Origin of the sequence: Jidongwangia harbinensis (genome assembly GCF_020216025.1) — a bacterium.
Taxonomy (GTDB): Bacteria; Actinomycetota; Actinomycetes; order Mycobacteriales; family Micromonosporaceae; genus Actinoplanes; species Actinoplanes harbinensis.
Map to the genome: position 1 here is coordinate 209,270 of NZ_JAIWNC010000002.1, position 23,659 is coordinate 232,928.

At 74.3% G+C, this 23,659-nt stretch carries 21 protein-coding genes; 7 read left to right on the plus strand and 14 right to left on the minus strand.

From position 1 onward, the window contains the following. Positions 1–2 precede the first annotated feature (2 nt). Positions 3–245 carry a hypothetical protein gene (locus LDL48_RS03485; protein WP_225253504.1) on the minus strand — a complete coding sequence of 81 codons (243 nt, stop codon included), beginning with the start codon at positions 243–245 and terminating at the stop codon, positions 3–5. A gap of 54 nt (positions 246–299) precedes the next feature. Next, positions 300–3,128, minus strand: coding sequence for an AfsR/SARP family transcriptional regulator (locus LDL48_RS03490; protein ID WP_225253505.1), 2,829 nt, complete (start codon positions 3,126–3,128; stop codon positions 300–302). A 132-nt stretch (positions 3,129–3,260) separates the two neighbouring features. Here LDL48_RS03490 and LDL48_RS03495 point away from each other — a divergent pair, with 132 nt between their 5' ends. After that, positions 3,261–3,860 carry a hypothetical protein gene (locus tag LDL48_RS03495; protein ID WP_225253506.1) on the plus strand — a complete coding sequence of 200 codons (600 nt, stop codon included), beginning with the start codon at positions 3,261–3,263 and terminating at the stop codon, positions 3,858–3,860. A gap of 57 nt (positions 3,861–3,917) precedes the next feature. Beyond that, the gene (locus LDL48_RS03500; protein WP_225253507.1) at positions 3,918–4,334 is read left to right on the plus strand and encodes a hypothetical protein; all 417 of its coding nucleotides are present in this window, start codon (positions 3,918–3,920) and stop codon (positions 4,332–4,334) included. 20 nt (positions 4,335–4,354) lie between these two features. Here the strand turns inward: LDL48_RS03500 and LDL48_RS03505 are convergent, their stop codons facing one another. Then, positions 4,355–8,371: a trypsin-like peptidase domain-containing protein gene (locus LDL48_RS03505; RefSeq protein WP_225253761.1), complete on the minus strand. Its 4,017-nt coding sequence runs from the start codon at positions 8,369–8,371 to the stop codon at positions 4,355–4,357. A gap of 289 nt (positions 8,372–8,660) precedes the next feature. Here LDL48_RS03505 and LDL48_RS03510 point away from each other — a divergent pair, with 289 nt between their 5' ends. Next, positions 8,661–9,170, plus strand: a complete 510-nt coding sequence (locus LDL48_RS03510; RefSeq protein WP_225253508.1) for a hypothetical protein — start codon at positions 8,661–8,663, stop codon at positions 9,168–9,170. On the opposite strand, the gene LDL48_RS03515 is transcribed toward LDL48_RS03510, so the two are convergent. Genes LDL48_RS03515 through LDL48_RS03525 form a run of 3 tightly spaced genes read right to left on the minus strand, consistent with a single transcriptional unit; the run spans position 9,065 to position 11,452 of the window. Continuing rightward, positions 9,065–9,745: a VanZ family protein gene (locus tag LDL48_RS03515; RefSeq protein WP_225253509.1), complete on the minus strand. Its 681-nt coding sequence runs from the start codon at positions 9,743–9,745 to the stop codon at positions 9,065–9,067. The genes LDL48_RS03510 and LDL48_RS03515 overlap by 106 nt on opposite strands. An 11-nt stretch (positions 9,746–9,756) precedes the next feature. Further along, a complete protein-coding gene (locus LDL48_RS03520; protein ID WP_225253510.1) occupies positions 9,757–10,041 on the minus strand; it encodes a hypothetical protein in 285 nt (94 codons plus the stop codon). Next, positions 10,031–11,452, minus strand: a complete 1,422-nt coding sequence (locus LDL48_RS03525; protein ID WP_225253511.1) for a DUF1349 domain-containing protein — start codon at positions 11,450–11,452, stop codon at positions 10,031–10,033. Before LDL48_RS03525 ends, LDL48_RS03520 begins: the two co-directional genes overlap by 11 nt. Before the next feature lie 86 nt (positions 11,453–11,538). Between LDL48_RS03525 and LDL48_RS03530 the strand changes: the two genes are divergently transcribed. Together LDL48_RS03530 and LDL48_RS03535 are read left to right on the plus strand one after the other, a co-directional pair. Continuing rightward, on the plus strand, positions 11,539–12,657 hold the full coding sequence (locus LDL48_RS03530) for a sensor histidine kinase (RefSeq protein WP_225253512.1): 1,119 nt from the start codon (positions 11,539–11,541) through the stop codon (positions 12,655–12,657). Beyond that, a complete protein-coding gene (locus LDL48_RS03535) occupies positions 12,654–13,310 on the plus strand; it encodes a response regulator transcription factor (RefSeq protein WP_225253513.1) in 657 nt (218 codons plus the stop codon). The genes LDL48_RS03530 and LDL48_RS03535 overlap by 4 nt, the downstream gene beginning before the upstream one ends. Before the next feature lie 14 nt (positions 13,311–13,324). Here the strand turns inward: LDL48_RS03535 and LDL48_RS03540 are convergent, their stop codons facing one another. From LDL48_RS03540 to LDL48_RS44390, 7 genes are all read right to left on the minus strand, one after another. After that, on the minus strand, positions 13,325–15,139 hold the full coding sequence (locus tag LDL48_RS03540; protein ID WP_225253514.1) for a glycoside hydrolase family 3 protein: 1,815 nt from the start codon (positions 15,137–15,139) through the stop codon (positions 13,325–13,327). 34 nt (positions 15,140–15,173) lie between these two features. Then, positions 15,174–16,073 (minus strand): alpha/beta fold hydrolase, encoded by a 900-nt coding sequence (locus LDL48_RS03545; protein ID WP_225253515.1) that lies wholly within the window; start codon positions 16,071–16,073, stop codon positions 15,174–15,176. A 14-nt stretch (positions 16,074–16,087) separates the two neighbouring features. Beyond that, complete coding sequence (locus LDL48_RS03550) at positions 16,088–16,681, minus strand: TetR/AcrR family transcriptional regulator (RefSeq protein ID WP_225253516.1); 594 nt, start codon at positions 16,679–16,681, stop codon at positions 16,088–16,090. A 51-nt stretch (positions 16,682–16,732) separates the two neighbouring features. Beyond that, the gene (locus LDL48_RS03555; protein WP_308016431.1) at positions 16,733–18,349 is read right to left on the minus strand and encodes a diguanylate cyclase domain-containing protein; all 1,617 of its coding nucleotides are present in this window, start codon (positions 18,347–18,349) and stop codon (positions 16,733–16,735) included. A 63-nt stretch (positions 18,350–18,412) separates the two neighbouring features. Beyond that, positions 18,413–20,173 carry a carbohydrate-binding module family 20 domain-containing protein gene (locus LDL48_RS03560; RefSeq protein ID WP_225253517.1) on the minus strand — a complete coding sequence of 587 codons (1,761 nt, stop codon included), beginning with the start codon at positions 20,171–20,173 and terminating at the stop codon, positions 18,413–18,415. A gap of 224 nt (positions 20,174–20,397) precedes the next feature. Then, positions 20,398–20,805, minus strand: coding sequence for a GNAT family N-acetyltransferase (locus tag LDL48_RS44385; RefSeq protein WP_225253518.1), 408 nt, complete (start codon positions 20,803–20,805; stop codon positions 20,398–20,400). Continuing rightward, entirely contained in the window at positions 20,802–21,251 is a 450-nt protein-coding gene (locus tag LDL48_RS44390; RefSeq protein ID WP_225253519.1) for a hypothetical protein, read from the minus strand. The genes LDL48_RS44385 and LDL48_RS44390 overlap by 4 nt, the downstream gene beginning before the upstream one ends. A gap of 73 nt (positions 21,252–21,324) precedes the next feature. Here LDL48_RS44390 and LDL48_RS03575 point away from each other — a divergent pair, with 73 nt between their 5' ends. After that, a complete protein-coding gene (locus LDL48_RS03575; RefSeq protein WP_225253520.1) occupies positions 21,325–21,738 on the plus strand; it encodes a VOC family protein in 414 nt (137 codons plus the stop codon). 8 nt (positions 21,739–21,746) lie between these two features. Beyond that, a complete protein-coding gene (locus LDL48_RS03580) occupies positions 21,747–22,247 on the plus strand; it encodes a class I SAM-dependent methyltransferase (RefSeq protein WP_225253521.1) in 501 nt (166 codons plus the stop codon). Here LDL48_RS03580 and LDL48_RS03585 read toward each other — a convergent pair. Next, on the minus strand, positions 22,244–23,128 hold the full coding sequence (locus LDL48_RS03585) for an IS5 family transposase (RefSeq protein WP_225253522.1): 885 nt from the start codon (positions 23,126–23,128) through the stop codon (positions 22,244–22,246). The genes LDL48_RS03580 and LDL48_RS03585 overlap by 4 nt on opposite strands. Positions 23,129–23,659 lie beyond the last annotated feature (531 nt).

Consider the following 23,659-nt stretch of genomic DNA (forward strand, 5'->3'; position numbering starts at 1 on the left):
GGTCATCCGCGGGTGATGTGGCCGGCCCGCTCGATGAGAAGCTCGGCCACCCCCGGGGTGTAGGCGGCCCGGAACTGTTCCTGGAACGAGCGGTGCTCGGTCGCTGCGCTGGGACGCACCGTGTCGGCGGCGGCCCACACCACCGCGGCGAGCAGTCTGCGCTGCGCGGCGGTGAGCTGCTCCAGGCCGTCCAGCGCGCCGGCCAGGTCGTCGAGGTCTTCGTCGGAGATCGGATCCTGCGCCACGGCATCCTCCAATGTGGGGGTTTCTCTGTACGGTGCCCGGCCCGGCAAGCCGGGTCAAGCGCGCACCTCCGCCGACGCCAGCCGGGCCAGCTTCTCGCGTACCTCCTCGGCGTCGGCGCGCCTGAGGCCGGAGAACAGGTGGTAGGCGGCCCGCCAGGCGTCGGCGGCGGACGGTGCGTCCCCGGCCGCGAGGCAGGCGTCACCGAGCGAGTTCAGCACCTGTGCCTCGTGATAGCGGTGCTGCAGGGACCGGTAGAGCGTGACGGCGGCGCGGTAGTGGGCGAACGCCTGTGCGTGCCGGCCCAGGCGGTGATGGGCGTGTCCGAGGCTGTCCAGCGTGCCGGCCAGGTTGAACTGGTCGCCGAGTTCCTCCTGCAGGCTGAGCGCCAGCTCGCAGTACTCGATCGCGGCCCGGTGGTCGCCGAGGCGGCTGTGGAACCAGCCGACGGCGTTGAGGGCGCGGGCCTGGCCGACCAGGTGCCCGGCGGCGCGGTACAGGGCCAGTTCCGCCTCGGCATGGGTGAGCGCCTCCCGGGCCCGTCCCCGCTGCTCCAGCATCCAGGCGAACAGGTGGTGCGCGTGTGCCTGACCGAGCGGATCGCCGGCCGCACGGTACCGGTCGAGCGCGGACCGCAGGTGCGCACCGGCCCTCCGGTAGTCGGCGAAGTGGACATGGGTGGCGCCCAGATACAGGTGGGCGAAGCCCTCCCGGCCGGGGTCGCCGGTGCGCCGGGCCGCGGCCAGGGCCACGGTGAGCGCGTCCACCTCGTCCTGCCAGTGGCACTGGTACGCGAGGAAGCGCCGCAGCGCCCAGGCCAGGTGCCAGGTCTCGGAATCCGAACCGGCGCCCTGGTGCAGCAGGGCGAGCAGAACCGCCCGCTCCGCGGTGAGCCAGGTGAGGCTGTGCTCGCGGCTCACCGGCCGCTCCACGACCACACCCGCCGGCACCGGCGGCGGTTCGGGAGGAGCGTCCCGGTGCGGGTCGATCAGCGCGTCGGCGGCGTCCGCGCTGTGCACGTAGTGCGCCAGCATGCGCCGGGTGGCGGCGTGTCGCTCCGCCCGGCCGTCCCGCTCACCGGCGAGTTCGGCGGCGTACGCGCGGAGCAGATCGTGGAAACCGTACCGGCCCGGGACGCGCTCGTCGACCAGATGGGCCCGCGCGAGTTCGGCCAGCCACGGTCGTACCTCGGCCACCGGCCGGCCGGTCAGGCTGGCCGTCGCGGACACCGTCACGTCCGGTCCCGGGTGCAGGCCGAGCAGCCGGAACAGGGCCGCCGCCGGCGGGGTGAGCTGGCGGTACGACCAGGAGAACGCGGCTCGCGGGTCGGCCGCCGGGCCGGCGCCCACGAACGACGTCAACATCGGCCGGGCCGGGCCCCGGCCGGAGCCGGCCACCGGCCCGGTGCCCGCGAGTTCCCCGGCGAGGGCGGCCAACGGGAAGTCGGGGTGCAGGGCGGCGCGGGCGGCGACCACGCTGAGGGCGAGCGGCAACCGGGCACACCACACGACGATCTCCGCGACGGCGGCGGGCGCGGCGGCCACCCGCTCCGCGCCGATCCGGCGGGCCAGCAGTTCGGTCGACTCGGCCGGGCCGAGCAGGTCGAGCGGGACCGGCTGGGCACCCTCGGCGACGAGCGCGGTCAACTGGTCCCGGCTGGTCACCACGACGGCGCAGCCGGGCGCGCCGGGAAGCAGTGGCCGGACCTGCTCGGCGTCGCGCCCGTTGTCCAACAGCACCAGGACGCGCCGCGGCGCGAGCAGGCTCCGGTACCGACCGACCTGTGCCTCGAAGCTGGCCGGGAGCCGTTCCGGCGGCACGTCCAGGGCGTCCAGGAAACTCCGTACCGCTTCCGCGGGAGTCATCGGTGTGCCGGTCGGGTCGAACCCGCGCAGGTTCACGTACAGCTGGCCGTCGGGAAACCGGTGGCGTACCCGGTGCGCCCAGTGCACGGCGAGAGCGGTCTTGCCGACCCCCGCCGTGCCGGTGACCGTGACGGTCGCGGGTCCGGGACCACCGGCGCCGGCGAGCGCGTCGAGGCGGCGGAGTTCGCGGTCCCGGCCGGCGAAGACGGGTACGTCCGGGGGCAGCTGAGCGGGTACCGGGCCGTCCACCGGCACGGCCGGGGCCGCGGCCGGCAGCGTTCCCCGCAGCAGGGCCTGGTGCAGGGTGCGCACCTCGCTGCCGGGATCCACGCCGAGCTGATCGGCCAGGCGACGGCGGAGGGCGGCATAGCGCTCGACCGCCTCGGCGGTGCGCCCCGCGGCGTGCAGGGCCCGCATCAACGCCTCTTCCAGCGGTTCGGCCAGCGGATACTCGGCCACCAGATCGGACAGGTCGGCGATCACCGGTTCGGGACGGCCGAGTCGGGACTGGGCCAGGGCCCACGCCACCACCACGGCCAGCCGCCGACGCTGCCAGCCGTTCCGGATCCGGTCCGCCCAGGCGCCCGGCACCCCGCCCAGCGGCGGGCCCCGCCACAGCTCCAGCGCCGAGCCCAGCAGGCGCACCCGGTCCGGGTCGGCGCACCGGGGGTCGAGGCCGCGGTCGGCCAGGCGCGCGAAGCGGTGGAGGTCCACCCGGTCGGGGTCGACGTCGAACAGGTAGCCGGCCGGCCGCCGGGTGATCCGTGGCGCCGCCCCGCCGGCGTCGCGGGCGCCCTGGCGCAGCATCCGGCGGATCCGGCTGACGTGGGAGTAGACCACATTGCGCGCCTCGGCCGGCGGTTCGGTGTCCCAGACCCGGTCCACCAGCGCCTCGATGGTCACCGGCCGGGCCGCGTCCACCGCCAGAGCGGCCAGCACGGCCTGCTGCCGGGGGGTGCCGACGTCCAGGGCGCGGCCACCGGCCCATACCTGGACCTCCCCGAGCAGAAGGAACTCCACGTCCCCCTCCCATCGCCCATCGTCGATCCTGTCCGGTCCGCAAGGTGGCCGCAAGGTCGCCGACCAGATCGGCGCGCGACGGTGCAGGGGCCGGGTCGCCCGACCCGGCGTCAGCAGAACCGAGGAGGACCCATGAGGATCCGAACGCTCATGCTCACGTCGGCCACCGCGCTGGGACTGGCGCTGGCGCCCGCCGTCGCGCCGGCCCAGGCGGCCGCCGCACCGGTGCCGGGGGCCGGGACGTCCGGCCACTGCGTGCTGGACGTGTCGGCCGAGCGGCCCGCGCCGGTGTGCTTCGGCAGCTTCACCGAGGCCATCGCCCGCGCGACCGGCGGCCGGATCGCCGACGCGCCTGCGGACGCCGGTACGGCGCTCAAGGACGCCCGCTTCCGCGCCCGGGTGGAGGACAGCAACGCGCGCGGCGCGGGCCGGAGCAACTCGCTGGCGGACGTGCTGATCGGCATCGAGTTCGAGGACAGCGACTTCGACGACAACGAATGGGTGGTCACGGCGGCCTGGGGATGCACGTCCAGCCTGGCGGACGTCGACTGGCACGTGGCCGAGCTGGGCTCGTACTGGAACGACCAGGTCGGGTCCTACCAGACCTTCTCCGGCTGCCGGGCCCAGCATTTCGAGCACAGCCACTTCACCGGCATCTCGATGGCGTACGACACCGGACGCGCCGACATGGGCTGGATGGACGACGAGGCCAGCTCGATCCGCTGGTCCTGACCGCTCGGGTGGCGGCGCACACCGCGCCGCCACCCCGCCGATCGGAAAGGAACGACCGTGCAGACGTACACCCGGGCTCTGGCCCTGATCACCGCCGCCGCGGTGGGCGCACTGACCGTTCCGCCGCCCGCCCGGGCGGCGGAACCGCACCGCTGCATGATCGGCCTCTCGCGTGCCGGTGGCCCGGCGGCGTGTGCGCCGGTGACCGCCGCGGCCGACGCGACCATCGAGGTGATGTACCTGGCCGGGGACGGCAGATACCTGGTGTCGGCCCCGGCGCCGTGCACCGCCGACGCGGGCGACGTCGACTACGAGTGGGCCGTACCCGCGTGGGGGCCGCTCCTGCTCGACTGGTACCAGACCTTCGCAGGTTGCCGTGCCACCCACTACGAGTTGCCGGACTTCGCCGGCCGGACCTTCGAGGGTACGACGGAACCGAGGCCGTTCCCGGTCCGGTCGATCCGCTGGACCTGAGCCGGCGGACGTCGCCCCGGTCAGAGGTTGAGGCTCAGCGCCAGGATCCCGGCGCTGAGCCCGACGATCAGCAGGCCCGCGGCCGCGATGCAGGCGGTTGCCTCGTGGTGCACCGGGATGGTCAGCTCCAGCGTGCCGGTGGCCGGGTCCCACAGCCGGGCGGTGCCGTCCTGGCTGGTCGAGGCGAGCAGCGTACGCCGGTCGACGGGCACGGTGCAGAGCCCGCTGATCCGCCCGGTGTGCCCCTGCAGCGCATGCCGCTGCCGGCCGGTCCGGCTGTCCCAGATCCGGACCACCTGGTCGTCGCCGGCCGAGGCGACGAGTTCCTCGCCCCGCACGGTGACCGTGCAGAGCGCCCGGACCTGGCCCTTGTGGTTGCGGAACTCCAGGTGCGGGCGCCGGGTCTCCAGGTCCCACACCCGTACCGTGCCGTCCTGACCGGCCGAGACGATCCGGCAGCCGCCCGGGGTGGTCAGGGTGCACAGCGCCGCGACGCTCCCGTGGTGGCCGTGGGGCCGGCGCCGGAAGAACCGGTTCTGCTGCCCGAGGCGGTCCATCCGTTCCCGGCCGGTGTACGGGTCCCACAGCTGGATGGTGCCGTGCTCGCCGGCCGAAGCGACGTACACCCGGCGGTTGGCGTACGCGGTGCTGAGCGCGGTCGACCAGCCGGTCTTGTCCTGGCGGGTCATCGTCGGGGTGGGTGAGCGGTGCGCCCACACCCGGACGCTGCCGTCGGCGGCGCCGGACGCGAGCAGCACGTCGCCCATGGCGAAGACCGCGCTCAGCGTGGTGACCGGTCCGGTGTGGCCGGTGAGGATGCGCGCGTCCTCGCCGGTGGCCGCGTTGCGCAACTGGATGACGCCGTCGCCCCGGCCGCAGGCCACCAGCGCCCGGCTGCCGTCCGAGAAGGCGGCGAACGCGGTCACGTCCGCGGACCGGCCCGGCACCTCGGACCAGCGTTCCGCGGTCTCCGGGTCCCAGCAGCGCACCGTGCTGTCGCCCACCGACACCAGCAGCACCCGGTCGTGGAACGGCACGGTGCACAGGTCCCGGACCGGTGCGCCGTGACCGAACACCCCGGGCCACGCCTTCCCGGTGCCCAGATTCCACAGCTGTACGGTGCCGTCGTCGCTCGCCGTGGCGAGCAGGCTCATCCCGCGGATCTGGATCGGGCACAACGACGTCACCGGGCGCGGCTGTCCCTCGACGAACAGCCGGCCGATGCCGGAGTCGGCGTTCCACAGCCGGACGTCCCCGTCGGCGCCGGCCGAGGCCAGCAGCCGCCGCCCGCCCAGAGTCAGCCAGCACATCGCGGTGACCGCGCCGCGGTGCCCGGCCACCGTCCACCCGATGGTGCCGCCCGGCACGTGGCAGCGGATCCGGCCGTCGGTGCCGCCGGCCCCGAGCCGGTCGCCGTCCCCGGCCACCACGTCGACCTCGTCGGCGTGCCCCGGCAGCAGTTCGGCGTCGTGGCGCGCCGGATCCCACAGCCGGACCGAGCCGTCCGCCAGCCCGATCGCGATCCGGGTCGCGCCGGGGCGGTCCAGCGCCGACATGGTGCGGATCCGGCCGGGCGCGAGGTGCAGGGTGTGCCGGTGCTGTCCGGTGTCCGGATCCCAGAGCACGACCGTCCCGTCCGGCCCGGCCGACGCCACCATCGGCCGCCCGGCCACGGCGACCGGGCACAGCACGGAGACCGGTCCGCCGGCCAGCAGGACGCCGTCCTGCTGCCCGGTGCTGGGGTCCCACAGCCGGACCGTGCCGTCGGTCCCGCCGCTGGCGATCAGCACCCGCCCGGTGCCGGACCGTACCGCGCAGACGGCGTGCGCCGCGCTGGTGTGCCCCTCGAAGACCGCCCACTCCTGCCGTCGCTGCACCGACGACCAGGCGGTGCGGTACGGCGCCCGCGGGTCGACCACGATCCGGGCGTCCAGGTCCTCCAGCGCCGCGGTGACGTTGTACTGGGCGGCTCGCTCGGCCGGATCGGCGGAGGCCGCCTGCGGGGTGAGCCGCAACAGCCGGGCCCGCTGCTGGCCCAGGATGGTACGGGCGAAGTTGGCCGGCGGCGCCAGGCGCGGCAGGTCGGCGTAGAGCAGGTACCGGTCGTCGATCAGCAGCTCGTCGATGAGGCCGCCGGCGGCGGCGTGTTCCGGCAGCGAGCGCAGCAGGTAGCGGTCCACGTCGCCCCAGCCGACCGCCCGGCCGTGCCGGATCAGGTGGTAGCTGATGCTGCGCTGGTCGGTCGGGGCCAGCTCGTACCGGTGCCGCTCGCGCAGCAGCGCGTCGTTGAGGGCCTGGTGGAACAGCCGGAACTCGGGTGCCGCGGCGTCCGAACTCGACTCGATCAGGAAGTTCGCGGCCGACGAGCGGGCGAACTCCTCCAGGTCCCGGATCTCGGCCACGGCGCCGAGGGCCCGGTGCATGATCTGCCACATCGGCAGGGACAGCCCGGGGGAGTGGGCGTAGGCGAGCGCGGTCAGCGCCAGCTTCGCCGGGGTACGGCCCACCGGCGGCAGGCGCTGGATGTAGTCGTCCAGGGCGGCGTCCACGTCGGCGGAGAAGGCGAGTTCGTTCGGCCGGACCGGGCGGGTGTCGTACAGGCCGTGCCGGCGGGCGATGAGGCCGGCGACCAGGAAGTTGCGGTCGGCCAGCTCGGCGATCCGCATGGCCACCGGGCCGGCCACGGCCGGATCGCGGTACGGGTTGCCGGCCCGCTCCGCGCCGACCAGCTGGACCGTGGCCAGCGCGTAGGCGGCCAGGTCCTCGACCTCGAAGAAGTCCTCGCTGTCCAGGTCCACGACGAGACGGTCGGGGCCGAACGACCGCAGCAGGTCACCGCCGTCGTCGGTGCGCCGGGTGCCGACGATCACCTGGGCGCCGGCCCGCCCGCACCGCCGCGCGATCGGCAGCACGATGTCGTCGACGATCAGCCGGGCCTGCTGCGGGCTGACCGCCTCGTCGAGCGCGTCCAGGATCAGGTTGAAGCGCGGCGCGTCCCGGTCGCCGAGGCGCCGGCACAGCGCGGGCGCGAGATCGGCCACCTGGTCCGGCAGGCGTACCGCGGCGGCCCGGGCGATCTCGGCCGCGACGTCCAGGGCGGTCTTGCCCTTCACGTGCACCGCGCAGCTGACCGTGCCGACCTCGGCCTTGACCGCGTCGTCGTCGTCCGGCAGGGATGACCGGATGCCGGCGTCGGCCGTGGTGACCACCCGGCCGAGGACCGCCGACTTGCCCACGCCCGGTGAGCCGGTCACGATCAGGATCCGGTCGTCGAGGATGCCGCGTTCCAGCCAGCCGACCACGGCGGAGAGCGCGGCCCGGCGTCCCCGGAACCGGTACCCGGCCTCGCTGTCCACCGCCACGCCGCGGGCCCGGGGACGCCAGTGCCGGCCGGCCTCCACATCGGCGTCCAGCGACCAGCCCCACGCGGCCAGCGCGGACTCGCCGGCGTCGATGACCGACCAGCTCGCCAGCGCCTGCAGCTTCTCCTCGGGCAGGTCCTGGCTCGCCTGCACCAGCGTCAGGGCCGCGGCGTCGCCGCTCTGCGGTACCCGCCCGACCACGCCGACCACGGCCTCGAAGCGGCTGGACCACACGCCGGCACCGAGGAACCCGGCGCCGAGCCGGGTGCGGGACTCGACCTCCAGACGCACCCATCCGTACGCGAGCGCGGCACCCACGGTCCCCTGCGCGTCGCTGCCCAGCGGGGCGTCCGCCGGGAAACCGAATGCCCACCACCGTTCGCCGGCCAGGTCACCGGGGTCCGGGCAGAGCAGCGGTGCGGCCCGTACGCCGGACGGCACCGGTTCGTCCAGCACCAGGACGGCGACGCCGCTGCCCTCGTCGGCCCGGACCGACACCACCCGCCGGCGGGCCGACCGGGACACTCCGGCCTTGGGGAACGCCACCCAGACTCCTCGCCCCGAGGCGTGCCGGTCCGCGACCACCGACCAGCAGGTCAGCACCCGCCAGTCGTCGATGACCACCCCGGTGCCGAGCGGGTGGTCCTCCCGGGTGCCCGCCGGTTCGGCGTGCATCGTCACCGTCCACGGATCCTTCCGTGGCGCAACCATGTTCGGCCCGGTCATCGCCTTCCCCACAAGCACCGGGACGTTGATCGGCTATCACCGTTGTGCGGACGCCGCCACGTCACTTTGTGTTATCAACCGCGAAGCGTACGGCCCGCGACCGGTGATGACAATGAGTGATCATGGACAGTTGCCACCGTGGTATGGCCAGGAAAAATCGGCACAGACAATGCATGTTGCGTCGATCCGACCGGGTGTCCGTGGTGGACCTCCGCACCGTGCCGCTACCGTCGGCAACATGAATCCCTTGGCCTGGGGTGCCGTGATGGAGCCGAAGGACTGGGTGTCCTCCGGCCTGGCGGCGCTGGCACTGGTCGTCGCGGTGGCGGGTCTGTCCGTCGCGGCCCGGTCGGCCCGGGCGGCCGACCGGTCCGCCACCGAGGCGGCCCGCTCCGCGGACGCCGCGGAACGCCAGGCCGAGGCGTCCGAACGCCAGGCCGCCGCGGCCGAGGCCGGGATCGCACCGTCCGGCACCGCCGAGGAGCCGCCGCCGGTCCGCTGGACGCTGACCCGGGTCGGGAAGATCGCCTACCGGCTCCGGAACATCGGCCGGGCGAAGGCCACCGGCGTGCGCGTCGCCGGACTCCCCGCCGACGCGGCCTGGCTGGTCCGGTTCACCGGCGGCGCCGACGTGGCGGCCGGTCACTCCGTCGACGTCACCGTGCTGTCGGTGATGGGCACGGCGGTGGTGGCGCTGGAGGTCTCCTGGGGCGACGGCGACTCGGAGGTGCTCCCGGTCGGGGACTGACGTCCGGCCACCGGGCGGACGGCCGGCCGCGATACGCCGGACCGGTCGCCGGACGCGGGCGACCACCAGCGCCGGGACAGGCCCGCGGCGGCCATCGCGCCGAGCGTGTTGAGCAGCACGTCGTCGGCCGACGACACCCGGCCGATGTCCAGCGCGTACTGTCCGATCTCGACGGCCAGCGACCCGGCACACGCGAGCACGCCGACCAGCGGCGGGCGCAGCGACCGGAACCGGACCGGGGCGGCGAACCCGAACGCGGCGAAGACCAGCAGGTTGCCGGTCACCTGGGCGAGCACGGTGCCCGGGTCGCCGGCCAGCTGCACGGCCAGGTCGCGCAGCGGCACCGCGGTCACCCCACCCGCCGCCGGCTGCGGCGTGAACGCCATGACCAGCCACGGCACGGTGCCGGCCACCATCGCGACCTCGGCGAGACTGTGCCGCCAGGCGGGCCCCGGCGGCACGCCGCGCCGCATCCGCCGGTGTGCCGCCAGCCGGGCCGGCAGGCCGCCGAGCGCCGGGACGAGCAGCAGGGCGGTCAGCGCCACCCAGCCGTGGTCCCGGAACGCCTCGCTCATCGGTGCGGACCCTACCGGTCGCGGACCTCGAGCACGCGGGTGGTGGGCGCGGCGTCCCCGGCGCGCTCCCGCAGGGCGAGCCGGTCCGGGTCCACCATGAAGGACTCGTATCCGGCCCGGTCCCGGAACCGGATCACGTGCACCTCGCTGGTCCCGTCGGTGCTCTGCAGGCGCCGCTCGACCGCGCCGCCGTGCCGGTCCAGCAGGTCCAGGACCGCATCCTCGTACCGCCGGCCGGCCTCGACGGCGCCGGGCGCCATCTCGACCAGCGCGACCAACAACAACTCACCCGTCACGGTCCGACGATAGGCCACCGCGCCGGCGGGTGCCGCGGGCGCAGCCGAGGAGCACAACCACGTACCCGCCGAGCACCGCCAGCCCGGCCCACCAGGACAGCGGGAGGTACCCGCCGGACGGTGCGTAGTGCGACAACACCTGCGGATACCGGGTCACGGTCTGCACCACCGCGAAGCCGGCGGCCGGGGTGACCCGCAGCAGCCACTGCGCCGCCGGGTCGGGCAGCAACGGCACGGCCGCGAGCGCGTACGGCACGACCACGGCCAGCGCCGCCAGCAGCCCGGCGATCCAGGCTCGGCGGACCAGCACCCGGAGGGCGACCGCGCACCCGGCCGCGCCGGCGAACAGGGCTGCGACACCGGCCACCACCCGTACCGCGGTGGGGAGCGGCACCGGGTCCACGGCCGCGGCGCCGAGGAGCACGGTGCCGCCGGCGGCCAGCAGTCCGGTGCCGAACGCGGCCGCGGCCATCCCGGGTGCCCGCGCCAGGGTGGGGTGCCGCACCGCCACCAGCAGCACGATCAGCAGGGCGACGGGCAACCCGGGCAGGAGGTCCTCGAGCTGCCGGCTGCCGACCGAGCCGAGCGGCCCGACGTCGCCGGAGCCGGTGACCGTGACCGTGCCGCCGGAGCGGACCGTGCCGGCCGGGCGATGGCGCTTCTCCCAGTCGCTGCCGCCGGTCTCGCCGACGACGGTCTGCCGCCACGGCACCGGGGGGCCGCCGGTCACCTCGACCGCGTCGAAGGTGCCGGTGGCCTGGGTGAAGCGGGACTCGGTGATCCGCCCGCCGAGCGCCACCCGGCGTAGCGTCAGGTCGCCGGGCGAGGTGGCGAACAGGCCGGCCTCGGCGGTCGGCGGCAGGCCGGCGACGCGCGCGGCGCCCACCCGGGTCCACCGCCGGCCGTCCGCGGACTCGTACCCGGTGACGGTGTTCCCGGAGCGGGTGAGACGCAGCCAGCGGGGTGCGTCCGGGGACACCCGGCCGGGCCGGCCGGCGACGTCGTGGACGTAGTCGGACTGCAGCCGCACGCCGTGCGCGCCGGTCACCACGAGCGCGACGTACGACGAACCCGTCCGGGTGCCGTCCTTGATCATGAGGCCGGCCTTCGCCCAGGGCACCACGCCCGGCACGATCGTGTTGTGGTCCGGCGGCGGGTGCGTGATGATGCCCGTCAACTCGGTCACCCGGACGGTGATGCTGCCGTCGGTGGACAGCGGCCGGTGGGTGAAGGAGAACTGGTCACTCACCGGCTGCCCGTGCGGGCCCACCGGGTCGGTCGGACAGGTCGTCGGCACGTCCCCGACGGAGCACGAGGGACGGCCGGCGTACGCGGCGAGCAGGCCGAGCAGGACGGTGACGAGGACGGCGGACGCCAGGGCGACCGTCCGGCCGGAAACGATACGAGGCATGCCGACGGTTCTACGCAGCGGCGGGTAACACGGCCGGAACGCGCGATGTCACACCGCTGTTAGGCGGCGACCGGCATCCTGGACGGATGCTTCGACCGTGGCGGACCGTACGGCAGCGCTTCACCGTGCTGTACGCCGGCCTCTTCCTGATCTCCGGCGCCGGCCTGCTGGTGCTCACCAACCTGCTCGCCCGGACCCAGGTGACGCAGCCCGCCGCGGCACCGGGCGGGGCGGCGGATCAGGTCCGCCTGCTCCAGGCGCAGCTGGCCGAGGTGCACGCGATCCAGGCCCGGCAGCTGCTGGCCGGTTCGCTGATCGCGCTGCTGGTGATGGCCGCCGTGGCGGTGCTGCTGGGCGACGTGGCGGCGCGCCGGGTGCTGCGACCGCTGCGCACCATCACCGCGGCGACCCGGCGGATCACCGCGGACAATCTGCACGAGCGGCTCGCCGTCGCCGGTCCGGCCGACGAGGTCAAGGCTCTGGCGGACACCGTCGACGGGCTGCTCGGCCGCCTGGAGGCGGCGTTCGCCGCCCAGCGCCGGTTCGTCGCCAACGCCTCGCACGAACTGCGTACCCCGCTGGCCACCATCCGCGCGGCGCTGGACGTGGCGATGGCCAAGCCGGAGCCGGTGCCGCCGCAGACCCGGGCACTGGCCGATCGGGTCCGGACCGAACTCGACCACGTCGACCGCCTCCTGGAGGATCTGCTGGTGCTGGCCCGCGCGCAGCACGGCGTCCTGGCCGGGGAGGGTCCGGTGCCGCTCGGCGCGCTGGTGTCGGACGCGGTGTCCCGGCACCGGGCCGCCGCCGCGGCGGGACAGCTCACGCTCGAGATCGCCCCGGACACGCGGGCCTCGGTCCGGGGCCGCCGGACGCTGCTGGCCCGGCTGGTGGACAACCTGGTCGACAACGCCGTCCGGCACAACGACGACGGCGGGTGGATCCGGATCCGCACGGGTACCGCGGACGCGGCGGCGTACCTCGTGGTGGAGAACGGCGGCGGGCGGATCGACCCGGCGCACCTGACCCGGCTGGCCGAGCCGTTCGGCCGGCTGGCCGACCGCACCGCCGCCGGACCGGGTCTCGGCCTCGGCCTGTCGATCGTGGCGGCGGTCGCCGAGGCGCACGGCGGCCGTCTCGACCTGCACGCCCGGCCGGACGGCGGGCTGCGGGTCACGGTCTGGTTCCCGGACGTCCCGGCATGAGGGTCCTCGTGGTGGAGGACGCCCGGTCGCTCGCCGAGATCGTCGCCGAGGGCCTGCGGGACCAGGGCATGGCCGTGGACCTCGGGTACGACGGCCTGGCCGCCGCCGCGAAGCTCGACCTCAACCGGTACGACGTGGTGGTCCTCGACCGGGACCTGCCGGGCATCTCCGGCGACACGCTGTGCCGCATGATCACCGAGCGCGAGGACCGCCCGATGGTGCTCATGCTCACCGCGGCCGGCACGCCCGGCGACCGGGTCAGCGGCCTCACCCTCGGCGCCGACGACTACCTGGCCAAGCCGTTCCACTTCCCGGAGCTGGTGCTGCGGATCCGGTCGCTGGCCCGCCGCCGCCCCGCGACCCGGGCCCGGACGCTGCGCGCGGCCGGCATCGAACTCGACCCGGCCCGCCGGACCGCCACCCGGGACGGCCGCCCGCTGGACCTGTCCGTCAAGGAGTTCGCGTTGCTCGAGGCGCTGCTGCTGGCCAGCCCCGGCCACCTGAGCGCGGAGGAGCTGCTGGAGCGGGTCTGGGACGAGAACGCCGATCCGTTCACCAACACCGTCACGGTGACCGTGGGGCGGTTGCGCCGCAAGATCGGCCTGCCGCCGGTCATCACCACCACCCCGGGCGTCGGCTACCGCATCGGGTGACCCGCCGGCCGCGGTCAGCCGGGGAAGCCCAGCCCGTGCCCGAACGGGTAGAGCACGCCCGGACCGTCCGCCCGGGGGATCGCCACCGGCAGCCGCCCCACCGGCCCGATCTCGCCGAACAGGATCCGGGTCAGCGACTCCATCGACGCGGCGGTGTAGCCGTAGGTGGCCAGGTAGGTCGGCGCCCCGGGCAGGTACGCGACGTCGTACGGGTTGCGCACGCCCGCGACCACCACCGGCGTCCCGGTCGCCAGCAGCGCCCGGACCAGCGCCTGCTGGGCGGCGGCCGCCGCGGTGGGCCGTCCGGTGGCGGCGTCGACCGCGTCCGCGTTCATCGTGGACACCACCACCAGGTCGCGCTGCCGGGCGTCGGCCACCGCCTGGTCGACGGCGGCCGGGGTGGGTGTGCTGCCGGTCTCCCGGATCGTCACCACCGGACCGCGCCGGGCGATGGCGGTGCCGAGCCCGCCGGTCGTGGTGGCGCCCCAGCCGGTGACCAGGACGGTGCCCGGCCGGCCGGTCAGCGGCAGCAGGCCGGCGTCGTTGCGGACCAGCGTGGTGGTGCGGTCCGTGATGCGCTGCTCGTCGCGGCGGTGCTCCGGCGCGCCGACCACCCGGTCCGCGCGCTCGACGTCGACGTACGGGTCCGCGAACAGGCCCCGGCTCATCTTCAGCCGCAGGATCCGGGCGACCGACGCGTCGAGGCGCCGCCGGGAGATCTGGCCGGTGCGGACGGCGTCCAGCACGGCGGCGTACGCCAGGTCCATCCGGGGGGCCAGCACGAGCTGGTCGGCGCCGGCCCGGAGCGCCTCGACCGGCGCGACCTCCGGCGGGTACGTGCCGGAGGCGCCGCCCATGTCCAGCGCGTCCGTGACGATCAGGCCGCGGTAGCCGAGGTGTTCCCGGAGCAGCCCGGTGAGGACGGGCCGGGACATCGTGGCCGGTGTGCCGCTGGGGTCGACCGACCGCAGGACGACGTGCGCGGTCATGATCGTGTCGACGCCCCGGGCGATCGCGGCCCGGAACGGCGGCAGGTCCACCGCGTCGAGTTCCGCGCGGGTGTGCGTCACCTCGGGCAGGCCGAAGTGGCTGTCCACCGCGGTGTCGCCGTGTCCCGGGAAGTGTTTGGCCACGGCCGCCACCCCGCCGTCGTGGTAGCCGTCGACCTGTGCGCCGACCACATCGGACACCAGGGCCGGGTCGGCGCCGGCCGAGCGTACGCCGATCACCGGGTTGGCGGAGTTGACGTTGACGTCGGCGACCGGGGCGTAGTTCTGGTTGATCCCCACGGCGGCCAGCTCGGTGCCGATCACCTCGGCCGAGCGGCGGGCGTCGGCCGCCGAGCGTCCCGCGCCGAGCGCCATGCCGCCGGGCATCGCGGTCGCCGGGGCGGTCAGCCGGAAGACCACCGACCCGCCCTCCTGGTCGGTGGAGATGAGCAGCGGGATCGGCCGCCGCCGGCGCATCGCGGCGGCCTGCAGCCCGTTGGACAGGGTGGCGATCTGCCGCGGATCACGCAGGTTGTCCGGGCCGCGCCGGGCGTCGAAGTAGATCACCCCGCCGGGCCGGTACTTGTCGATCACCTCGGCCGGGGTGTCCACGCCGTACCGGGCGCGGTTGCCGGGGGACACGGTGCCGGCGTCCTGGCCGTACACCTCGACCACGAACAGCTGGCCGACCTTCTCCCGTAACGTCATGTGGTGGAGCATCTGCACGATCTTGCCGTGCGGCCGGTCCCCGGTGGCGACCGCGGGCACCGGCGTGGCGCCGAGGAGCGCGCCGGCCGAGGCGACGGCGACGCAGGCGCGCGGGGCGGACCGGATTCGCACGGCAGCCTCCGGAGCAGGCGGACATCGACCGGCCTCACCTTAGCCGTCCACCGGCGACGAAGCCGACCACCTCGGCCACCACGCCGGGGTCACGCAGCAGCCGCCGGTGGCCCAGCCCGGTGGTCAGATGCAGCCGCGCGGAGGGCCAGGCCGCGGCGATCGCCAGGCCGTCGCCGACCGGGGTGAACGCGTCGTCGCGGTCGTGCACCACCAGGGTGCTCGGCATCGCCACCGCGCGGCCCAGCGCGGGCACGTCGAAGTGGTGCATCGGTGCGCCGACGCGGCGCTCGGCCCGGGCGACCAGCCGCCGGTAGGCCGGTTCGCCGAGGCCGAGCAGGCCGGCGAGGCGGCGCCCGTACGCGGTCGTGCCGGCCATCGGGGCGAGCAGCGCGACCCGGTCGGCGCGCAGGCCGTCGCAGAGGGCGACCGCGGTGGCGGCGCCGCCCATGGAGTGCGCGATCACCGCGTGGGCCGGCCCGCAGGCGTCCACCACGGCGGTCAGCGCGGCCGCGAACTCCGGGATGGTGGACGACCGCGGCCCGTACGCGCCCGGGGCGGACCGGCCGTGGCTGGGGGCGTCGAACGCGACCACCCGGTGTCCGCGCTCGACCAGCGGCGGCACGAACCCGGCGAGCTGGCTGGCCTCGCCGCCCCAGCCGTGCAGCAGGTAGACCGCCGGCCCGGTGCCCCAGGCCTGACCCACCACCCGGTGACCGCCGGTGTCCACGGTGAAGGCGCTGCCGCCGGGCACCGGCACCGCCCGGGCCGGGGCCGCCCGGCGGGGCGTGGTGAACCAGATCTGCTCGGCCCACCGGGCGGCGAGGGCGGGGGAGGCGCGGTTCAGCACGGCGAACGCCATCCGCACCGGCCGGGGCACCTGGAAGACACGAACGTTCGTGCTTTTCTGCGGGGACGGACCGGTCCTGGTGGTCATGGTGGATGCCTCTTTCAGTCGGAAGGGATGCGGCGCACCGCGTGGAGCAGCGCCTCGAAGGCGTGCCGGGCGCGCTGGTCGGCCCGCTCGTCGTCGAGCAGCCGGAGGTAGTGGTGGCGGGACAGGATGACGCCGTACATGTCCTGGGCGAACTGGTCGGCGTCCGCGTCGTCGCGGAAGTGCCCCTCGGCGACGCCGGTCCGGAAGACCGTGGCGATCATGTCGATCATGTCGCGCTGGTCGCGCACCAGGCGCTCGCGCACCGCTCCCGGCCGGTCGTCGAACTCGGTCGACGCCGCCACGAACGGGCAGCCGCCGGGCAGCGCGTCCCAGTCCATCCACAGATCGAACAGCTTGCGGAGCCGGGGTTCGCCGCGCGGCGTGCGCAGGGCGGGCCGGGCGACGGCCACCTCGAAGCCGGTCCGGGCGTGCGCGAGGACCTGCAGCTGCAGCGCCTCCTTCGAGCGGAAGTGCCCGAACAGGCCGCTCTTGGACAGCTCCGCCTGCTCCGCCAGCGAGCCGATGGTCAGCCCGTTCAACCCGAGCCGGCGCGCCACGTCCACGGCCCGGTCCAGCACCGCGGCCCGCGTCTCCTCGCCCTTACCCACCCGCCAAGAAGAGCACGACCGTGCGGAAAGCACAACCCGGGGGTACGGCGGTCAGGCGCCGGCCAGCACGTGCCGGCTCTTCCCGGTGGACTTCGCGGTGTACATGGCCAGGTCCGCCTCCCGCAGGATGTCGTCCGCGTTGTCGCCGGCCCGGTTCAGGGCGACCCCCACGCTGGCCGTCACCCGCGCCTCCCGCGCGCCCAGGTCGACCGGTGCCTGGACGGCCTCGACGATGCGGGTGGCGGTGAGGTGCACCTCCTCCGGCGCGGCCAGCTGTTCCAGCAGGATGGCGAACTCGTCGCCGCCGAAGCGGGCCACCGTGTCCGAGTCGCGCAGGCAGCCGCGCAGCCGCTCCGCCACGGCGAGCAGGACGGCGTCGCCGGCGCTGTGGCCGTACCGGTCGTTGACCGCCTTGAAGCCGTCCAGGTCGATGAAGAACACCGCGAACGTGCCGGCGCTGCGGGCGTGGGTGTCCAGCGCCCGGGTTACCCGTTCGTGGAACAGGCTGCGGTTCGCCAGCCCGGTGAGCGGGTCCTGGAACGCCAGCCGGCGCAGCTCGTTCTCCCGCTGGCGCAGGCGCTCCTCGACGGCCTGGCGGCGTTCGATGTCCTGCCGCAGCGCCGCGGTGGCCTGGTCGACCCGGTCCATGGCCCGGTTGCGGCCGATCGTCAACATGCCCACCAGCAACGCCACCAGCAGCGTGAACCCGGTGCCGACCGCCACGGTCAGCTGAGCCATCCGCTGATCCGACGCGCTGAGCAGGGCGGTCGTGGGCGTCATCCGGAGCCGCCAGGTGTGCTGGCCCACCTCGATGGTCTTCTCCCGGTGCAGCGCGGGGTCGTCCATCGGGGTGCCGCCGGCCACCGAGGCGATGGTCAGCGTGCGGTGACCGGCCGGGTCGACCAGGTGCACCCGCAGGGCGTCGCGGGCCTCCGCCTGCAGCGTCCGGCGCAGGAAGTCGTCGCCCCGCATGCCCATGGTGATCCATCCGTGCACGGTCCGGGCGTCGGCCGTACCGGGACGCCCGAACACCGGCGCCGCCAGGGTGAACGTGATGTCCTGCCGGTCCGCGGTCCCCGGCCGGTCGACCGGCTGCACGTGCGCCGGGCCGACCGCGAAGGCGGCGCTGCGCCGGGCCACCCGCAGCGCCTCGGCGGTCTCCGGGGTCTGGCTCAGATCGCGCCCGCCGAACGGCAGGGCGGTGTCGAACGAGCGCTGGAAGACGACGAAGGCGTGCTCGGTGTCCGTACCGTTGCGGTAGAGGCTGAGCCGGCTCGCGCCCCGCGCCCGCCACTTGGCCTGCACCGCGGCCACCTCGTGGTCGTAGGCTGGCACGACGAACGACACACCGCTCGCCCCGGGCAGCCGGCTGCCGTCCATCGCCGCCGTCATGCCCTCGAAGTCCTCGCTGGTCAGGTGCTCCTGGGCGCTGACCCCGGCGGCCAGGTCGGTGAGCGCGTCACCGTAGTGGCTGACCTCGTCGGTGATCTCCTCGGCGATGGTCCGCAGGTGGTAGTCCATGACCTGCGTGGCGAGTTGCCGCCGGCTGCGGTCGACGGCCACCGCGGCACCGACCGAGACGGCGCCGCCGGTCACCAGCACGAGCAGGACCAGCACGAAGCCGACCAGGCGTCTCCGCCCGGCCACACCGCGACGCACCGGCTCCATGCGCATTCCATCGGCGGCTCGCCCGCGGACCTGAACGATCGGGTCCGCGGGCCCGCTGCCGGGTCAGCGCCAGGTGTCCGTCCAGGCGGCCGAGCACGGCGCCGCGGACGCGGTGGTCCGGGTGCGGTTCGGGTCGCTCTCCCAGACCACCGCGGAGCCGTTCTTCCTGAGGTACTTGTACTGCACCGCGGTGCCCGCCGGCAGCGCGACGGTGCCCCGCCAGACCGGGTACGTGGCGGACGACAACGCCACCGCGTTCGCCGGGTTCCAGTTGCCCAGCGCCGCGGTGTCGCCGACCACGAAGACGTTCTCGCCCCAGACCGTGGTGGCGTCGACCGCGAACCCGGTGGCGACCGTGGTGCACCCACCTGGGCCCGGCGCGCCGGTCCGCGCACCGGTGTGCAGGGCCAGCGCGCCGCCGGCCGGCACCGTGGCGGTGACCTGGCCGGCCGCGTCCACCCGGTACACCGGGCCGGTGCACGAGCCGCCGTCCGGGTCGCCGTTCATCACGTCGCAGTACGTCCCGGCCGGCAGGCTGGTCTGGAACGTGCGGGACAGCGGCGTACCGGAGCGGTTGAACGCCACGTAGGCGGCGCTGCCCCGGCCGAACGCGATCTGCTGGGAGCCGTTGGTCCACCAGTGCGTGACCGGCGCGCCGGCCGCGGTGTTGCGCAGCGCCACCATGTTCGCGGTGGTGCGCCAGCGGTGCTCGCACACCCAGCCGCTGCCGCAGGCCACCGCGGAGGTGGTGCCGTCGGACGCGGCCGGCGGGCCCGCCTCCGGGTCGGTGAAGGCGAAACTCGACATCACCTGCGGTACGCCGTACGGGTGCGCCAGCAGGAACGCCTCGGCCAGCGCGTACGGCGAGCCGTCCCGGTAGGTCAGCTTCGCCCGCCCGTTGCGCTGGGTGTCATGGTTGTCGATGAACGCCACCGCGTCGCCGGAATCCAGCCGCATGGCGTCCGCCAGGGTGTTCAGCCCGGCCAGGTTGCCGTCCCGGAACGCGCTGCCCACCACGTCGCCGTAGCGGAACTCGGTGACGTCGCCGACGCCCGCGTACTCCTCCGGCGTCGGTTCGCCGGCCCCGCCCTCGATCGTCTCGCTGAACACGTACGGCTCGCCGCCCACCGGGTCGACGATCGCCGCCAGATCGGCGGCCGGCAGGTGCTTGGCCGCGTCCACCCGGAAGCCGTCCACCCCGAGCGAGACCAGATCATCGAGGTACGCGGTGAGCTTGCCCCGTACGTACGATGACTCGGTCCTGAGGTCGGACAGATCGACCAGCTCGCAGTTCTGGATCTCCCACCGGTCGCCCCAGTTCGCGATGTCGTCGTTGCCGTTGCGCCCGCAATGATGGAAGTCCCCGCTGCCGTACGGCACCGCCGGATAGGCATACTGCGAGTAGCCTGAGCCCGCGCTGCCCGCCCCGGTGGAGGCCCCGCCGGCCATGTGATTGACCACCGCGTCGACGTAGATCTTCACGCCGGCCGCATGACAGGTGCGCACCATGGCGGCGAATCCCGCCCGGTCGCCACGGCGGCTGGTCAACTGGTAGCTGACCGGCTGGTAGTCCTGCCACCACGGGTGACCCCGGCCGGGCAGGACGACGTGCTCCTGCGGCGGGGACACCTGCACGCCGCCGAAGCCCTTCGGGCCGAGCACCGTGGTGCACTCGTTCGCGACCGACGCCCACGGCCACTGGAAGAGGTGGACGATGACGTCGCGGCTGCCCGGGCCGGCGGGGGAGGCCTCGGCCGGGACGTTGCCGAGCGAGAGCAGTGCTGCGGTGGTCGTCGCGGCGGCGACAATCCGGCGGATGCGCATGCGAGCCTCCACGGGGGACGGATGAAACTCCTTGCGGAAATTACCATCCGGTTTCAGCCCGGTAAAGCGGTAGGCGTCGATGTGCGGCGGGGTGGAGGGTGCCAACTTTGACGATCGAATCATCGGTCGCAAGAACTTGCGATCGCAGTCTCGCCCCGCGGTAGGGCTTTCTGAATCTGCCGGTTGGGCCGGCCGTCCGTCTGCGGGGGCGTCGGCCTTGCTGATCAGGCCGTTCGGTGCAGCTCGGTCCAGCCGTCGACCACGTCGGCGCCGGCTGCCTTGAACAGCGCGTCGGACGCGGCGTCCGTGGAATCCGCGACGGCCGTCACCGCCGGCACACCTCGGGCCGCCAGCGGTGCCACCGCCGCCGCCAGCAGCGCGCGGCCGATGCCCCGCCGCCGGTGGGCCGGCAGCACCCCGATCGCGCCCAGATGCGGCCGGGGCCGGGGGCCGAGCCACACCCGGGCCATGCCGACCGCCCGCTCCCCGTCGAACGCGACCCGGTAGGTGAGCGGATCGAAGTACGGCGAGTCCACTGTCTCCCGCCGGAACCACTCCAGGTCGACCTCGCGGCCCCGCAGGTCGGCGTCGATGCGGGCCAGCCGATCCAGCCCGACCCGGTCCGCCGTCACGATCCGCAGGTCCCCTCCGCCGATCCGCGGTCCGGGTCGTGCGTTCCGGGGTCGCGTCCGCCGGTCCGCCGGTCCGGTCCGCCGATCCGTCGCGATGGCGCCGGGGCCACCGGGATCGCGTACTCCCGCCACCGCCCGGTCTCCACGAACCCCAGCCCGGCCAGCGCGGGGGCGTCCCGCGTTCCGATGCTGACCGTGCACGCACCGTCCACCGCCCGGGCGAGCGGTCCGTGCGTGCCGGTGCGGCACTTGCGGAACTGCAGCCGTTGCCGTCCGTCCCGGTCGTGCCACCGGTGGGCCACGCCGACGATCCGGTCGCCGTCCCAGGCGACCAGGTGCGAGCCGCCGTGGTAGTGCTCGCCCGCCCGTACCTCGTCCTCGGACTGACCGGTCCAGGCGGCGAGCGCCGCGTACTCCCCGGCGAAGCCGGCGACCCGGACGACCACACCCGGAACTTAGCAACTTCCGGGTGACCCGTCCTCCCGGAAAATGTCCCCGGCCAGGTCTAACGTGCCTGTCATGACGTCACGACTCAACCCGTACCTGGCCTTCAACGGCAACGCCCGCGAGGCCATGGAGTTCTACCGGTCGGCGCTCGGCGGAGAGCTCACGGTCAACACGTTCGGCGACTTCGGCGCGCCCGGGCCAGACCTCGCCGACAAGGTCATGCACTCCCAGCTGGAGACCGAGGCCGGCCTGACCCTGATGGGCGCCGACAGTGCACCCGACACGGACTACCAGCCCGGCAGCGCCATCTCGGTGAGCCTGACCGGCGACGCGGGCGACGGCCTGCACGAGGCGTGGGAAAAGCTGACCGTGGGTGGCAACATCACGGTTCCCCTGGAGAAGCAGATGTGGGGCGACGAGTTCGGCCAGTTCATCGACCGTTTCGGCATCCCCTGGATGATCAACATCGCCCAGCCGCAGGACTGACCTTGCCCGTGCCGGAACGCATCCGGTGGGGCGTGGACCTGCTCGATCCCGGCCCGGCGGAGACGCTCCTGGAGGTCGGATGTGGGCCGGGCGTGGCCGCTGAGCTGGTCTGCGCCCGCCTCACCACCGGCCGTCTGCTCGCCGTGGACCGGTCACCGGCGGCGGTCGCACGCACCTCCCGCCGCAACGCCGGGCACATCACGGCCGGCCGCCTCACCGTGCGGCAGGCGTCGCTCCCAGACCTCGAAGTCCCGGACGAGACGATCGACGCGGCGTACTCGATCAACGTCAACATCTTCTGGACCGACCCGGACGGTCCCGCGGTAGCCGGCCTGTTCCGGGCGCTGCGGCCCGGCGGCCGACTACTCGTGCTGTACGGCGCGGACGCGCCGACCACCGGCAGCCGCGTAACCGGCCCGATCGCGGCGGCGATGTCGGCGGCCGGGCTCGTCGACGTCGCGGTGACCGAGGGCGCGGGCGGGAGCGGTGTGACCGGCCGTCGCCGCTAGCATCTGTCGCGCAGATCATGGCCATCGGGAACGGCGCGTAGCCAGTCCAGCATTTCAACCAGGTCGAGAGTGGCTTGGAAATTCATGTCGGGTTTGTCGAAACTGGTGGCCAGGCCGCGCCAGTGTTTGCGCTGGTTGAAGCCCGCGTTCGATCTGGTTGCGGCGGCGGTAGCCGGCCGGGTCGAGCGCCGGTGGCCGGCCACCGCGTGAACCGGGGCGTTTTCGGTTGGCGATCTGGTCGTGGGGTTCCGGGATCGTCGCGCGGATCCGCTTACCGCGCAGGCCTGGCGGTTCGCTCGAGACGAGTACGCCTTGTCACCGGTCACCGACGTAGGCCGGGTACGGGGCCGCCCGGTTCCGCTGGGCCGGGCGACGCGGAGGTGCTCGAGCAGCGGGATCATTTGTCGGGTGTCGGCGGCTTGGCCAGGCGTGATGAGTGTGGCCAACGATCGGCCGCGGCCGTCGGCGAGGGTGTGATCTTGGTGGTCAGTCCGCGGCGGGACCGGCCGATACTTTCCCGTGCCTGCGTTTCGGCGACGGTCAGCCCCTTTTAGCGGCTCCGGCGGCGTGCTGGTGGGTGCGCACGATGGTGGCGTCGACCTGAGCGTCCAGTCGATGTCGGCGTCGAGTTCCGCCAGCGCGATGACCTGGGCTTTCAGTCGAGCCCAGGTGCCGTCGGCCGCCCACCGGGTGAACCGTTGATGAGCGGGTTTCCATGGCCCGTAGCGTTCGGGCAGGTCACGCCACGGCGAGCCGGTACGTTTTACCCAGCAGATCGCGTTGATGACCTGCCGGTGATCACGCCACTGACCGCCACGCACGGGCTGCGCCGGGCGGCCTTCCCAGCACTCGACGGTCCCGCCAGTGATCCAATTCTGCATCGGAACCGCCCGGCGGCACTCCCGGCCCGAGGAGTGGAACGAGACCTCCAGGTTGCCGCCCAGGCTGTCCCGCCCGCCCTCGCCTCCATCCACCGATATGCCGCGTTTGGGGCACTCCCCTGCCCTCAGTGGAACAGCAATGTAGTTATCAGCCGCTCATAACGACGTTGTTGTACCACTGGAGCGCTCCACTGGAGCAATCCCGTCAGTCCCCGGGCGCAGCGCTGACCCGGCGTTTTCCGACTGCGGGAATTTCGCGGCTTTTCACCTTCGCCGTGGATGCAGATCTCGAATGTTGGCGCCCTTCTGAGGGCCGCCCGGCTCCAGTCCCGACGCGGCCCCCGCAACTGGCCGGTTTCGGCACCCCGTGCGAGCCGAACCGGCCGCCGGGACCGTCGCGCCACTGCCCGCCGCGATGACCCTCAGCGACCTCGTAGCGGCGCCGTGACGACGCTGCGTGCGGCGATGCCGGGCGGACCGGTGAGGCGCTGTTCCGGTGCGCCGTTCAAGATCTGACAGCTCGGCGGGTCA

What these genes read in the sequence shown, in the direction of transcription:
- LDL48_RS03515 (WP_225253509.1), bottom strand. Translation starts at nt 9,745, where the DNA reads ATGAGCGAGGCGTTCCGGGACCACGGCTGGGTGGCGCTGACCGCCCTG.
- LDL48_RS03555 (WP_308016431.1), bottom strand. Translation starts at nt 18,349, where the DNA reads ATGGAGCCGGTGCGTCGCGGTGTGGCCGGGCGGAGACGCCTGGTCGGC.
- LDL48_RS03585 (WP_225253522.1), bottom strand. Translation starts at nt 23,128, where the DNA reads ATGCAGAATTGGATCACTGGCGGGACCGTCGAGTGCTGGGAAGGCCGC.
- LDL48_RS03525 (WP_225253511.1), bottom strand. Translation starts at nt 11,452, where the DNA reads ATGCCTCGTATCGTTTCCGGCCGGACGGTCGCCCTGGCGTCCGCCGTC.
- LDL48_RS03505 (WP_225253761.1), bottom strand. Translation starts at nt 8,371, where the DNA reads ATGCACGCCGAACCGGCGGGCACCCGGGAGGACCACCCGCTCGGCACC.
- LDL48_RS03495 (WP_225253506.1), top strand. Translation starts at nt 3,261, where the DNA reads ATGAGGATCCGAACGCTCATGCTCACGTCGGCCACCGCGCTGGGACTG.
- LDL48_RS03575 (WP_225253520.1), top strand. Translation starts at nt 21,325, where the DNA reads ATGACGTCACGACTCAACCCGTACCTGGCCTTCAACGGCAACGCCCGC.
- LDL48_RS03535 (WP_225253513.1), top strand. Translation starts at nt 12,654, where the DNA reads ATGAGGGTCCTCGTGGTGGAGGACGCCCGGTCGCTCGCCGAGATCGTC.
- LDL48_RS03545 (WP_225253515.1), bottom strand. Translation starts at nt 16,073, where the DNA reads ATGACCACCAGGACCGGTCCGTCCCCGCAGAAAAGCACGAACGTTCGT.
- LDL48_RS03560 (WP_225253517.1), bottom strand. Translation starts at nt 20,173, where the DNA reads ATGCGCATCCGCCGGATTGTCGCCGCCGCGACGACCACCGCAGCACTG.
- LDL48_RS03530 (WP_225253512.1), top strand. Translation starts at nt 11,539, where the DNA reads ATGCTTCGACCGTGGCGGACCGTACGGCAGCGCTTCACCGTGCTGTAC.
- LDL48_RS03510 (WP_225253508.1), top strand. Translation starts at nt 8,661, where the DNA reads ATGAATCCCTTGGCCTGGGGTGCCGTGATGGAGCCGAAGGACTGGGTG.